Here is a 12,880-nt window from a genome sequence, read left to right as displayed (position 1 = left end):
ACGAGCACTGGCTCGGGATGCCGGTCGAAGGGCAGGGGCGGCGCCGCGAGGGCGGCGGCCGTCAGCTGCCGGCGGCCACCGCCCTGCCGCATCCCCTGGTCGGCGGGACCCTTCGGCTGGCCCGGGTCAGGTTGGTGGACACCTTCGGCCGCACCCTGGACGTGCCGACCGACGCAGTGGCGACGACCTTGCCGCTGGAGACCGACGACGCGCACATGCTGCTGAGACCACGGGTGCAGCACGGCGCACGGTGCCTGTTCCGGCTGGTCGACCCGGCCCACCCGATCGACGCCGACCCGCTGGGCGCCCGGGAGGCCTTCGTCAACCAGATCGACCACGATATCCAAGTCAACCCGGTGGCCGGATTCCTGCTGCCGGACCACATCGACGAGGCGCTGGAGGTCTTCGCCGGCGACGGCACACCGCTGGGGCAGCTGGCGCACGACCCGATCACCGGCTCCCCGCGGTGGGAGCCCGCCCCGGGGCGCCCGTTGCCCCCCGACGCCGGACCCTACGCCGACCTCCCGCCGGCCGCGGCACCGCTGGGCCACCTGGTCACGGGGCTGCTGCAGGCGGACACCCGGGCCCGGCACGGCGGCGACGCACCGGAGGCCTCCGCACTCAGCGAGCTGCTCCGGGCCATCGACACCACGCTGTGGTCAGTGGACACGTTCGCGGCGCTGGGGACGCCGTCGATCGCCGCACTGGTCGGCCGTCCCGTGGCCGTGGTCCGGGCGACCTTGCGGCTGGAGACGCCCGACGACGTCGACGAGGTCGTGGTTGAGGAGACAGGGGGTGCGGCGGCCCGCAGACAGCGGTTCGCCGCCCTGGCCGATCATCAGTTCGTCGTGCGGCTGGGGTCGATCGAGCGCAGCGACGACTCGCTCCTGGCCTTCGTCGTCGACGACGACTACCGGCACGTGCGCGTGGTCGACAAGGCGGTCGCCGCCCACGCGCGCGCCGGCGGCCGGCACGAGGGTTACCTGGGCCCGCTCGGTCGGCACGGCCTGCCCGACGAACGGCCGCTGAGCCATCCATACCTGCTGGCCGAGGACGAGCTGCTGCTGCGGCCCGGCCAGACCCTACGGCTGACCATGCTGATGCTGCCGGCCGGGCTCGTGCACCTGACGACCGGAATCCTCCCTCGCAAGGTGCTGCGGCTGGCCGACGAGTGGGTCACCCCGGGACTGCGTCGGCTGATGCCCTCGGTCCGCGTCGGACCGGTGCTGGTCGACCCGGCCGAGATCCGAATGCCGAAGGTCAACGCCCTCGGCGACAGGCAACAGTTCACCCGGCGCACCGGTCCGCTCAGCTGGCGGGACGACCCGATCACCGCAGCCTCCCAGGCCGCCCTGCTGCCCCGCATACCGCACGAGGCTCAGGAGGGCTGGGTGCGGGTGATCCCCCAGGAGGAGGAGCCGTCGTGAGTGGCAGCGGCAACGCCGGGGACCGCCGGGCATTCCTGGCCGGTCGTGAGGGCGACGTCGACCGGCGAGCACTGGACGCCGCGATAGCCTGGGTCCTGGCCGGAGACATCGTGCCCCCGGGAGCGCACCTCGACGGGCCCCGCGAGGCCGCGCTGCGGACCTTCCCGATCGGTGACGATCAACGGTGGGTGCCGATCGGGCCGTCCGTGGTCCGGCAGGGGCAGGCTGAGGGAAGGCCCCGGGTGACCGGACGGATCCGTGACCTGCAGGTCGACGGCACGGGCACGCGTGCCTATGCCGCGAGCGCCAAGGGCGGGGTCTGGTACACCGGCGACGGCGGGGCCACCTGGGCGCCGGTCGGCGGGTGGGCCGAGCCGGACCGCAGCCGCGGGGGAGACGTCAACGCGCAGACCTGTGGCTGCCTGCTGGTGGACTTCCAGGCGTCCGTGAGCGACGACGTCGTGCTGGTGGGGACGGGTGAGACCAACCCGAGGGGGAGCGCCACGGGGGGAAGGCACAGCGGCCTCGGGGTGCTAACCGGGATCGGCGCCGGCGCGGTCACCGTCGGAGGCGACCCTTGGGAGGACCACACCGGCCTCGCTCAGTTGGAGGGCCGGGGCGCGTTCCGGCTGGCCCGCCACCCTGCCGCCGTGGCGGGGGTCAGCTCCGGGCCGACCCAGGACCGGGTGATGGCCGCCACCAGCGACGGCCTGTTCCTCGGGACGCGGGTGCCCGACACCGGCCCGGCTCCGCGGCAGGGGCGCTACGACTGGACGCGAGTCGCCGGGATGGACGCCTTCTACCCGTTCGTCCCGCCGGTCTGGCTGACCGATGTGCGATGGGAGACCCGGGCCGGCGGCACTCGGCTGTTCGTGGCGATCGCCTGGGCGGGTGTCGCGTTCAGTGACGACTCCGGTGCCACCTGGACCTTCCTGACCAACCACGGCACCGGCAACAACATCCGGGGTCGGATGTCCATCGCCAAGGTGCCCGGGCAAGACCGCCTGTATGCCCTGGGCGAGGTGCGTACCGCGCTCGGCCCGCCACCGGCGGACACACCCACGTTGTGGCAGATCCCCACGGCCGGTGTGGGCACACCCGTGGCCACACCGGTACCCCCTCACGGGGTCCCGGCCGCCCTGTGGGGTACCCAACGCGACTACGACCCGGCGATCGAGGTCGACGTCGTCGGCGGCGTCGACCGGGTCTTTCTCGGGGGCAGCACCGTCGCGCCGGTCGGTCAGTGGAGCGGGTCGCTGTGGGCCTTCGACGTGCAGCCCGGTCCGCCGCTTCAGCTCATCCCGGCTGTGGGCGTGTCGCGCACCGCTGCCGCACCGGGTGGCGAGGGGGCCGACCGGGCGGGGTTGATCGGCAACAACGTCCATGCCGACATCCACGCCATCCGGCTCGTCGGGGCGCCGGGAGCCGCGCAGGTGTGGGTCGGTTGCGACGGTGGGGTGTTCGTCTCCGGCCGGGCGGGCCGGGTCAACTCCTTCGCCTCCCGGGCCATCGGGCTGGCCACGTTGGAGGTGGGTTTCGCCGCCTCGCATCCCACCAGCAGCCATTTCATGGCGATCGGCTGCCAGGACAACGGGGTCCAGGTCCGAGTCGGTGAGTCGGTGTGGGAGCTGACCATGTTCGGCGACGGCGGCGGGGTCGGCTTCCACCCGCACCTGTCCCAGTACCTCGTCGGGCAGTTCACCCGGGGCGCATGGCGGGGCCGGCCACGGCGCGGCTGGACCGACCCGATGCTGCGCCTGCAGGCCAGGGATGCCGGGAGGGCCGCAATTGGACGGGAGAGTGAAGGACCGCCACCACCCCCGTTCGCACCGTTGAGCGCCTTCTACTCCGGTGTGGCCACGATCGCCAGGACTCCTGCCGTGGGGCGGCTCGCCATCGGGACCAACCGGGTATGGCTCACCGACGACATCGGGTCAGCGGCCAACAACAGCTGGCGCGTGATCGGCTTCCCAGGCGGACCTGCACACCCGGTCGTGGCCGGCCCGGCCTTCGATCCACGCCCGGGCGGAGCGGATCCCCTGGCCCAGCAGACCTTCGGGGTGCCGCCGGGCAACCTCGGCTCGGTCATCACACTGAAGTGGGCCACCCCGACGACGTTGCTCGTCCTGTTCGACCGAGGAGTGGTGAGCTACGGTCAGGCCGGAGCCACGTGGACACCGACCGTGCTGGTGCCCGGGAGCCCGGGTGCCCCCAACCCGGCGAACACCACGCTGACCGACGTGGCCCCGGTGCCGGGGACGGGCGACTTCTACCTGAGCACGACCGGCGAGGTGGTGCCGCCGACACCGGCTCTGCCGCTCAATCCCCGGATTGACACCTGCTTCTACTTCGACTCGGCATCCGGCGCCTTCGTGGCCACCGGGCTGCGACAGCGGATGGACCTGCCGGGTCCGCCGCCGGTGAACGGGCCATGCGATGCCGCATACACATGCACGGTCGACCCGGCCGGGGGCGGCACCGACGTCTATGTCGGGACTGTCACCGGTGTCTGGCGCGGCGTGCGACCCGCTGTGGTCGGCGTGCACGCCTGGGACCCCTTCGTCAACGGGCTCCCAGCGGCCACGGTGCAGGACCTGAGTGTCTGGACGAATCCGTCCGGAGCTGCCGCCCGGCCCCGGCTGTTGCGTGCCGGCGTGCAGTCGCGGGGGATGTGGGAGGCGGACCTTTCCGGGCCCGAGCCCCCGCGCACCTATCTGCGAGTGCACGAGCGGGAGGACCGCCGGATACTGCCCACGCCGATGCGTAACCCCCGCCGGCGGCCGACCGCACCGCTGGTGTCCTCGGTGGCGAGCCCGGACATCGCAGTGCGACCGGCGTGGCCGGTCCCGGCCGCCCCGGCCTGGCAGCTGCCCGGAAGCACCACGCTCCGGGCCGGCAACGTCCTCCCGTACGAGCTGTGGACCCTCCAGACCGCCTTCCGATGGCACTTCCCGTCGATCCCGGTCGACGGCCGGTGGAGCGATCAGCTGGGGGACCTGGTCGAGCTGCATCGGGTCGACCCTGCGGTGGGGGTGCGGGCCGGCCGGTTCATCGACCACGCCCTGTGGGACGCCGTCGTGGGGGGCACCCGACTGGCGGCCGACGGGACCCTGTCGGTCGATCCGGTCGACCCCCTCGCCGTCTTTCGCCCACCCTGGCAGCTGCCGACGGCGCTGGCCGCGGTCGCCACCGAGATCGACCTGATCGAGTCCGTGGTCCCACCGCGGGTCCAGGGGGGACACTGGCGGGTGTATGCCGAGCGCTGCACCGTGGACGTGCTGCTGCACCACCGCGACACCCGGCCTCTGCCGAGCGGGGATGCCTTCGCCGCGCTGCTGTGGCGGGACGCGAAGTCGGCGTCGTTCCTGCTGGGCAGGGACCTGTCGGGGCTGCCGGCCTGGGCGGCCAGCCAGCTGACCGGGCCCCCGCAGGCAGACCCGGCGGGCTGGAACGTGGCCCGGGCCGCCGGGCAGGTTCTGCACCGGACGACCGTGCCCCTGGACGCCCGGATCCCGCGGGCGATCCCGATCGACGTGGACCTGAGCGGCGTCGTGCCGGGCCGCCGCGTGCTGTTCGTCGCCGTCGTCGGCTCGACCGCCGATCCGTTCGGTGCCCCCACCACGGGCGCAGTCGACACCATCAGCAGGCTCGTGCGCGGCTGGCCGCACGCTGCGGCCCGGCTGGTGCGAGTGGGTGCACGCCCGACGTGATGCACAGCTGTGGCCGGTCTGAGCGCCGGCCGAGGAGGGCGCAGAGCACGGCATACCGATCAGGGTCCGAAGACCACCACCTGGGGGTCGACGTTTCGGCGATCCTGGCCGCCGGTCAGCAGGTAGCCCGAGGCCACCCAGTAGGTGGTCCGGCGGGGGTCGGGGCGCAGCGACAAGTAGTCGCCCCACTTGCCCTGCAGCGGGCCGTGCGTGGAGGTCGCGGCCACCGCCATGTCCCAGCCGTCGGGCGACAGCCAGCCCACCGCGTGAGCCGGATGTGTCGGGCCACCCCAGAAGGCTGTCATGCCCACGTCGCCGCGCTGGTTGGGACACGTCGCCGGGTAGGCCCACGCCCCGGTGAGGCTCCACAGGTCGGGTTCGTCGAGGAGGGCAAGGGTGTCGGCATCCAGCCGGGCGGCCCGGACATGCGGGTGCGGTCGCCCGGGGGCTGCGCCGGCGGTCCACGCGAAACCGAGCCGGCCCTTGCTGCGCCACCCGCCGGTAATCCGGCCGTCCACGCGGGCCAGCCACTCTGCACCGCCCGGGCCGCGCGAGGTGTAGGGCCCCTCGTTCCAGGGGCTGATCGGGACGCTCGCCTCGGTGACAGCCGGCTCGTCGTCCCGCCAGGAGAACAGCTGCAGACCCGTGTTGGTGCTGTTGTGACTGGCGAAGACCATCGTGTCTTGCGCGCCGGTCGTGAAGCGCAGCGAACCCGCCTCGGTGGTGGCGAAGACCTCGGGTGCTACCTGCTGCCCCGAGGCCAGGGACTGCAACGGAAGCCTCAACGCTGCGGCACCCTGCCAGCGGTCGTTGCGGTCGAAGATGTTGGTGGAGATGTAGAGATGCTCGGTCGAGGTCGCCAGATCGGGGTAGTCGAACCAGAAGGTCGACCAAGCCGGGTCCTGGTCGCCCGGGGCGATGTCCCACCACGACCAGGTGCCGGGGGCGCCGGTGGCGCTGACCGCCACCCGGGCGATGTTGGAGCCTGAGGCGTCGGTGATGTACTGCAGGAACCACACCCAGCGTCGGCTCGCCCGGTCGTAGAGCACGACCTGGTCGCAGCAGAAGCCGCCTGCCGCGGAGGGGAAGGAGGTGAACGGGTCCTGGATCGCCCAGGTGCTGCCTCCGTCTGTGCTGCGGCTGGCGAACCAGTTGCCGGTCATCATCATTCGCTGACCCGACGTGGCCACGGTCGGCTCACCCACGGTCCCGGTCTGCTCCCCGGTGGCGATGTCACCCAGGACGAGGCGCTCGACGACGGCGACCATCAGGCCGGGTCGGTCGGTGCGACGTCGGGGGTGTGGCGGGCGTCGACCGACTCCTCGACCGTGCCTAGCTGCTCGCGCTGCGCCGTCGCCGCCTTCGGGGGCCCCGCCGCCTTGCGCCGGGGGCCCTGTCTGGCTTCCCGTCGGTCCAGGTCGGTCTGGTCGACCGCCCCGTCGTCCGCATACTCGGGCGCTGCCTGGGTCTCCGGACGAAGCGTGGTGGATCGGTGCACGTCTCGCCGCCGGGTCGAAGGAACCTCGTCGTGGGCCATGTCCCAGAGTAGGACTGACTAGAAGAGCACCACAACCAGTCGTACGCTGTATCCGGTCATCACGGCCCAGAACAGTATCGCGAACCCGCGCTCGCTGACCCACCCGTTGATTCGCCGCCCCGTCGCCGTGCCCAGGAGCATCAGCGGCAGCGCGAGACCGGCCAGGACGAACGCCTCGGGGCCCAACAGGCTGGCCTCTGTGAAGACCGCGACCTTGGTCGCGTCACCGGCCAGGGAGGCGATGGAGGCGGCCCCGACGAAGTGGGCCTGGTCCAGCCCCAGGTTGCGCAGCGCGACGCCCTTGAGCGGGCCGGACGTCCCGGAGAAACCCGACGTGGCGCCGGCGCCGAACGCCAACAGCGGCGCCGCGACCCGCTGAGCAGCGCGCAGCTGTCGTTGCTCCAGCGCCAGGCTGGCGACGAACGAGATCAGCACTGCCACCCCGACGACCCAATCCGGTGCCCGGACGAGCAGCGAGGCGCCGATCGCCGCACCGATCATCAGGATCACCACGACCGTCGCGGCGGCCCGCCAGGGGATGGTCCTGCGATAGGCGATCACTTTGACCACGTTGTTGAGCGCCAGGAGCAGGGCAGCTAAGGCCACCCCTTCCTTGACCCCGAGCACTAGCACTAGCACCGGCACCATCAGCAGCGACCCGCCGAGTCCGACTGCGGCCGACACCGCGAACGCCGCAAAGACGACCGGCAGTGACAGCAGCACGGATGGCACGGTGCCTCCCTCACAGCGGAGCGGGTGCTCGGACTCTACGGGACACCCGCAGGCGGTGCCTCCGGTTTCTCTGGGCAGCAGGATAGGAGGCATGCAGCAGCGCGAGCACGACCTGGTCCTGGTGGGCGCAACCGGCTTCGTCGGGCGGCTGACCGCGGCACATCTGGCCCGGCACGCCCCTCCCGAGGTGCGGGTAGCGCTGGCCGGGCGGTCGCGGGACAAGCTGGAGCGGGTGCGCACCAAGCTGCCCGACCCGGGTCGCGAGTGGCCGTTGGTCGTGCTCGACGTGACCGACGTGGAAGCGGTGGCGGCGCTGGCGCGCAGCACGGGCGTCGTGGTCAGCACGGTGGGGCCGTATGCGGTGCACGGGCTGCCGCTGGTCCAGGCCTGCGCCGCGGAGGGCACGCACTACGCCGACCTGACCGGCGAGGTGCTCTTCGTCCGCAGGAGCATCGAGACTGCTCACGACGAGGCCGCCCGGACCGGGGCACGGATCGTGCACTCCTGCGGCTTCGACTCGGTGCCCAGTGACCTGGCGCTGCTGCTGGCCACCGAGGCCGCCGCCGCCGACGACGAGGGCCGGCCGGTCGACGCGACGCTGCATGTGCGCCGGACCAAAGGGGGTTTCAGCGGCGGCACCGTCGACTCGATGCGCCAGCAGATGATCGCCCTGCAAGGAGACCGCGAGGCGCGTCGCGTCGTGGCCGACCCGGACGCGCTGGCCGCCGGGCGCACGACATACGGGCGCGGTCTTCCGCCGGTCGGGAGAGACCGGCGCACAGGCCGCTGGTACGGGCCGTTCCTGATGGCCGGCTACAACACCCGTCTGGTGCGCCGGTCCTGGTCGCTGACGCACGGCAGCGAGCCGCTGGTCTACGACGAGGTGATGGACACCGGCCGGGGTCGACGCGGCCGGCTCGCTGCGCTGGCCCTGACCGGGGGGCTGGCCGGGCTGGCGGCGGCGATGTCGCGCAGCCCCACGCGCGCCCTCGTGGACCGGCTGCTCCCCGCCCCGGGGGAGGGTCCGAGCCAGGAGCGGCGCAGCGCCGGGATGTTCGTAATGCAGACGCACGTGCGGACCACGACGGGTGCGCGGTATGTCGTGACAGTCGCCGCACCCTACGACCCGGGTTATGACGGCACAGCCGTCATGCTCGGCCAGGCCGGTTTGGCCCTGGTGGCCGGTGACAGGGCGAGCGAGCGCGGTGGGGTGCTGACCCCGGCGACCGCTCTGGGCGAGGCGCTGGTCGACCGGTTGACGCAGCACGGCTTCACGCTCGAGGTGGCCCGGGAAGGCGGAGGGACGCCTTGACTCGCGGGATTGTGATCGTCCTGGGGTCGACGAACGTCGACCTGGTCGTGCAGGTCGACCACCGACCCGTGGGTGGCGAGACCATCCTGGGTTCGGACCTGGTCACCACCCCGGGCGGCAAGGGCGCCAACCAGGCGGTGGCCGCGGCACGGATCGGCGGCGAGCGCTTCGTGGGCTGTGTCGGCGGCGACACCGGCGGCCGGCTGCTGCGCGACTCGCTCTCAGACGCGGGGGTGGACCTGACCGGCCTGCAGACGGTCGACGCGGCGACGGGCAGCGCGGTCATCCTGGTGACCCCGGACGGCGAGAACTCGATCGTGGTCTCACCCGGCGCCAATGCCCGGTTGTCCCCCGATCGGGTGGCCAAGGTGTCGTCGTGGTGGGACGACGCCGACGCGCTGGTGCTGCAGCTGGAGACTCCGATGGACACGGTGCGGGCCGCGGCTCGCTCAGCTCGGGAGCGTGATATCCGGTTGGTGCTCAACGCCGCGCCCGCGACATCGCTGCCGACTGAGCTGCTGGAAATGGCCGATCCCGTGGTGGTCAACGAGACCGAGACCGAGGCCGCGGCCGCGCTGGGAGTGGCCGGTGCCGATCAGGAGCCCGCGAGCCCAGCACAGACCGTCGAGCGCTTGCTCGACCTCGGGCCGCGCAGCGTAGTGCTGACCCTCGGGGCCGAAGGCGCCGTCTGCGCCACCCGTGGCTCGGCGGTCGCGGCGGTGCCGGCGCGCGAGGTGCAGGCGGTGGACACCACCGGGGCCGGTGACGGCTTCGTCGGAGCCCTCGCGGTCCGGCTGGCCGCGGGGGACGACCTCGAGCTCACCCGTTGAGCGTCCTTGCTACCGGTCAACCACCGCCACCGGTGATGCAAATACAAGGGTGGAGAAGACGACGATCTACCTTCCGGAAGACCTCAAGGTCGCCGTCAAGCGCGCGGCGGCTCAAGGCAACGTGGCCGAGGCCGAGGTCATCCGCCAATCCATCCGCCGGATGCTGGGGGACGTGAGCCCTCGGCCACGCGGCATGCTGTTCCGCAGCGGTCAGCCCATTGCCCGTCAGGCCGACGAGCTGCTGTCACGCTTCGGGGAGCGGTGAGGCACGACTCACGTCATCGTCGACGTGGCCGAACTGGACTACCTGGTGGCCACCAGCCACGGAGTCGATGCCGAGCTGGCGGTGCTCGACGAGCTCACAGGTGGGGCGTGGGAGCTGGCCGACTTCGGCGTGGCCGACGTCAGGCAAGCTCGAGCCATCATCGCCCGTTACCACGACCAGGAAATCGGTGCTGCCGACGCCTCCAACGTCGTGTTCGCTCAGCGGGACCGCACCCGCACCTCCTCACCCTGGATCGGCGGCACTTCGACGTGCTCCGATCGACCACGGGAGAGTCGTTCATGGTGTTGCCGCAGATCCAGTAGGGCGTTGGACGAGTGGTCCAGGACAGCACCGACACGGGGCACAGCCATTCGGTGAGTCGCTGCGCGAGCTCAGTTGGGCAGGGGCGGTGGGGGGTCGTAGAGCGCCATCTCGGCCTCGTCCGGAGCCTGGAACAAGCGGCGCCAATTGTCGAGGTCGGTGCGAGTGACCGGCGGGTCCTCTGCGCCGCGGGTCCGTGTGCCTTCCCACAGCTCGTCGTCGGCCACTTCGAGGTAGACCAGCTCGACGGTGGCCCCGACGGCCCGTGCACCGGAGCGCAGGTGGTCGCGCTCGGCCCGCCCCCAGCTCCCCCATTCGATGACCACGCTGACACCGAGCACCAGCAGGCATTGCGCCTGCGACCATTGCAGCTTCTCGACGCGGGCACGGGTGGTGGCGTCCCACAGGCTCAGCCCCAATGAGGTCAGCCACTCGTCGGCGTTCATCCGCACCGCGCCGCGCTCGCGTTCCAGCAACCGAGCCACGGTCGTCTTGCCGCCGCCCGGCAGTCCGCAGACGATGATCAACCGTCCGTTCCGCGTCTGGGTGGCATCCACGTGGCCAGCATGCCAGCATGCCAGCACGTCGAGGACAACGTGCTGCAGCTGAGGCAAGCACTGGAACGGGCGTTCACGCGGACTGGTCTTGCTCCAGCCGTTCGAGAATCCATGAACGCACGAGGGTAGAGGCCGGAAGGTGGTGACGGTCACCTAGCAGGGCAAGTCCTTGCCCTGCTAGGTGTGAGTGTGCCCTGAGTATCGGGCGAGATACGAGACGGCCGCGAGCTGGGCGGGCGTCGCGACAGGCTGGAACAGAAGGAGCATAGTGCTGGGCATGAGGACCTCCGGCGATCAGGGTGCGTTCTCTGGAGCCGTTGCGTCAACACCAAACCGTGAACTACAGTTGACACATGGTCGACGTCGTGAAGTCCGCGACGTTCGACAGATGGCTACGCAAACTGAAGGACCGGCGGGCCGCCGCACGGGTTCTGGTCCGGATCGACCGGCTGGTCAGCGGCAATCCCGGAGACGTCAAGCCCGCAGGCAACGGGGTCTCTGAGCTGCGGATCAACTACGGCCCGGGCTACCGGGTCTACTACCTGCGCGACGGTCAGCAACTGATCCTGCTGCTCAGCGGCGGGGACAAATCGAGTCAGGACTCTGACATCAAGACCGCCTACCGAATCGCCCAGGAGTGGCACAGCAAGCGAGGAGCACAAGGATGAGCACCCCCAACCAGACCTTCACCACCTTCGACCCGGCCGACTACCTGGACAGCTTCGAGGACGTCGTTGCCTATCTCGAGGCGGTGATCGACGACGGTGACGACGACCCTGCGGTCATCACCCAGGCGCTCGGTGCCATCGCCCGCTCCCACAACCTAAGCGAGATCGCACGCCGTGCCGGCATGAGCCGCGAGGGGCTCTACAAGGCACTGTCTGCCAACGGCAACCCCAGTTTCGCCACCGTGATGAAGGTGTCAAGAGCCCTCGGTCTGCGCGTGCACTTCGAATCCATCGCCTGAGAAGGGCACTCGTCCGCCCGCGTCACGGTATGCGACATATCAGGGCGCTTGGGAGCACGTCTGGGTGGCGGACCCTCGCGCTGATCGACCGGGGGATAGCGCATCGCTCCAGTCCTGTCCGTCGGCGATCTCAGTGGCGCCGTCCGTGAACACACCAGATCCTCGGGCTCCTGGGCGGTTCAGTGCTCCGCTCGCTACCCGTTCGCGAGGGCGGCCTCCTCGGTGGCGGCCAGCATGTCGGTGAAGGTCGCCGTCAGCATCTTGTCGACCAATGGGCCGGTGAATCGACCGATCGGGCCACGCCTGGGCACATATCGGTAATCGAACGTGGCCAGCGTCCACGGGTTCCGGATGCACCCTGTACGCCGACTTCCCGAATCTCGCGAACCATTGGAGTGGCCTCAGGGCCACGAGAGCCATCGGCGACCAGACCAGCGGCGTGGGCGCTCGCCGCCGCGTCGAACTGAAGCCGATGGGCAGAATGGATGAAACCGTCACCACCTGGGAGGAGGGTCGCAGGATCGATACACAGAATCAGCCGAGCGTATAGGTGCCGTTTCAATCAGGCTGAGTCCACGCTCACGCTCGAGCCCGACGACGACGGGAACTCGGGCTTGTGCGCGGTGGCCCGGGCGGCAGGTTTCGTGCATGAGGGCACGCTCCGCGAGTCATTCAGGTATGCCGACGGCATCTACCACGGCGAGCACGTGCACGGTCTCCTCGCTGCTGACGCCACCGCGGCGGGCAGCCGCTGAGGACCGCTGTGCGGACGGACGGCTTTGCACGTGGGTCGGTCGATTGGGTCCCTCAGCGCGGCAATGTCCGGCGAGCGTGGTCGTCCTCCGCGCGGCATATGAGTGCGTCGTGGGCGGCGCAGCACCGGGGTCTACTTGTAGCCCTTCTCGAACCCTCTCGGGACGACCCGCGTGCTGCCTTACCGGCTACTCGGCCGCAAGCTGAACGCTACCCCGTCGCGAGATGACCGCGCATTGGTTGTTTGCGCTTCGCGGCGGTATGACGCGCTCGGCGCGGCAGTTCAGGACGTTCGATACGGCCCTTGCGATGCGATGGGGCCGCAACCCGATCCGGATCTGGGATCTCGGTGAGGGCTTCACGATGATGGTCGGCGCGAACGCGGCAGCCATCATCTTCGAAGTCGGCCACGTCCAAGGTGACACCGCTGTGGTCATCGTCCACGCGATGCGCGCCCGAGAGAAGTACC

General features: G+C 70.9%; 13 protein-coding genes. 9 read left to right on the top strand and 4 right to left on the bottom strand.

Annotated elements, in window-relative coordinates; all coding sequences use genetic code 11:
* Together ACR2FV_RS04565 and ACR2FV_RS04560 are read left to right on the top strand one after the other, a co-directional pair.
* Nucleotides 1–1,427 (top strand): hypothetical protein (locus ACR2FV_RS04565; protein ID WP_434014516.1); only part of this gene is annotated, 1,427 nt, incomplete at its 5' end.
* Nucleotides 1,424–5,137: a hypothetical protein gene (locus ACR2FV_RS04560; RefSeq protein ID WP_434014515.1), complete on the top strand. Its 3,714-nt coding sequence runs from the start codon at nt 1,424–1,426 to the stop codon at nt 5,135–5,137. The genes ACR2FV_RS04565 and ACR2FV_RS04560, both read left to right, overlap by 4 nt.
* 59 nt (nt 5,138–5,196) lie before the next feature.
* On the opposite strand, the gene ACR2FV_RS04555 is transcribed toward ACR2FV_RS04560, so the two are convergent.
* From ACR2FV_RS04555 to ACR2FV_RS04545, 3 genes are read right to left on the bottom strand one after another with little or no spacing between them, the layout of a single operon-like run.
* Nucleotides 5,197–6,405 carry a hypothetical protein gene (locus tag ACR2FV_RS04555; protein ID WP_434014514.1) on the bottom strand — a complete coding sequence of 403 codons (1,209 nt, stop codon included), beginning with the start codon at nt 6,403–6,405 and terminating at the stop codon, nt 5,197–5,199.
* Entirely contained in the window at nt 6,405–6,674 is a 270-nt protein-coding gene (locus tag ACR2FV_RS04550; RefSeq protein ID WP_434014513.1) for a hypothetical protein, read from the bottom strand. The genes ACR2FV_RS04555 and ACR2FV_RS04550 overlap by 1 nt, the downstream gene beginning before the upstream one ends.
* An 18-nt stretch (nt 6,675–6,692) precedes the next feature.
* The gene (locus ACR2FV_RS04545; protein WP_434014512.1) at nt 6,693–7,406 is read right to left on the bottom strand and encodes a TSUP family transporter; all 714 of its coding nucleotides are present in this window, start codon (nt 7,404–7,406) and stop codon (nt 6,693–6,695) included.
* Between the two features lie 91 nt (nt 7,407–7,497).
* Between ACR2FV_RS04545 and ACR2FV_RS04540 the strand changes: the two genes are divergently transcribed.
* Genes ACR2FV_RS04540 through ACR2FV_RS04525 form a run of 4 tightly spaced genes read left to right on the top strand, consistent with a single transcriptional unit; the run spans nt 7,498 to nt 10,191 of the window.
* Nucleotides 7,498–8,718: a saccharopine dehydrogenase family protein gene (locus ACR2FV_RS04540; protein ID WP_434014511.1), complete on the top strand. Its 1,221-nt coding sequence runs from the start codon at nt 7,498–7,500 to the stop codon at nt 8,716–8,718.
* An 11-nt stretch (nt 8,719–8,729) separates the two neighbouring features.
* Nucleotides 8,730–9,548 carry a ribokinase gene (locus ACR2FV_RS04535; RefSeq protein ID WP_434014510.1) on the top strand — a complete coding sequence of 273 codons (819 nt, stop codon included), beginning with the start codon at nt 8,730–8,732 and terminating at the stop codon, nt 9,546–9,548.
* A gap of 49 nt (nt 9,549–9,597) precedes the next feature.
* Entirely contained in the window at nt 9,598–9,813 is a 216-nt protein-coding gene (locus ACR2FV_RS04530; protein ID WP_434014509.1) for a CopG family transcriptional regulator, read from the top strand.
* Nucleotides 9,814–9,837: 24 nt separating this feature from the next.
* Nucleotides 9,838–10,191: a hypothetical protein gene (locus ACR2FV_RS04525; RefSeq protein WP_434014508.1), complete on the top strand. Its 354-nt coding sequence runs from the start codon at nt 9,838–9,840 to the stop codon at nt 10,189–10,191.
* Between the two features lie 14 nt (nt 10,192–10,205).
* Here the strand turns inward: ACR2FV_RS04525 and ACR2FV_RS04520 are convergent, their stop codons facing one another.
* Nucleotides 10,206–10,691 (bottom strand): AAA family ATPase, encoded by a 486-nt coding sequence (locus ACR2FV_RS04520; protein ID WP_434014507.1) that lies wholly within the window; start codon nt 10,689–10,691, stop codon nt 10,206–10,208.
* 353 nt (nt 10,692–11,044) lie between these two features.
* On the opposite strand from ACR2FV_RS04520, the gene ACR2FV_RS04515 reads away from it, so the two are divergent.
* The 3 genes from ACR2FV_RS04515 to ACR2FV_RS04505 all read left to right on the top strand — a co-directional run.
* Nucleotides 11,045–11,359 carry a type II toxin-antitoxin system RelE/ParE family toxin gene (locus tag ACR2FV_RS04515; protein WP_434014506.1) on the top strand — a complete coding sequence of 105 codons (315 nt, stop codon included), beginning with the start codon at nt 11,045–11,047 and terminating at the stop codon, nt 11,357–11,359.
* The gene (locus tag ACR2FV_RS04510; protein ID WP_434014505.1) at nt 11,356–11,658 is read left to right on the top strand and encodes an addiction module antidote protein; all 303 of its coding nucleotides are present in this window, start codon (nt 11,356–11,358) and stop codon (nt 11,656–11,658) included. Before ACR2FV_RS04515 ends, ACR2FV_RS04510 begins: the two co-directional genes overlap by 4 nt.
* A 978-nt stretch (nt 11,659–12,636) precedes the next feature.
* The coding region (locus tag ACR2FV_RS04505) for a hypothetical protein (protein WP_434014504.1) at nt 12,637–12,880 on the top strand (244 nt) is incomplete at its 3' end.

This window comes from Ornithinimicrobium sp., assembly GCF_051004135.1.
Classification (GTDB): domain Bacteria; phylum Actinomycetota; class Actinomycetes; order Actinomycetales; family Dermatophilaceae; genus Ornithinicoccus.
The sequence above is the reverse complement of the archived record's forward strand: the minus strand, read 5'-3'. Positions and strand labels throughout refer to the sequence as shown.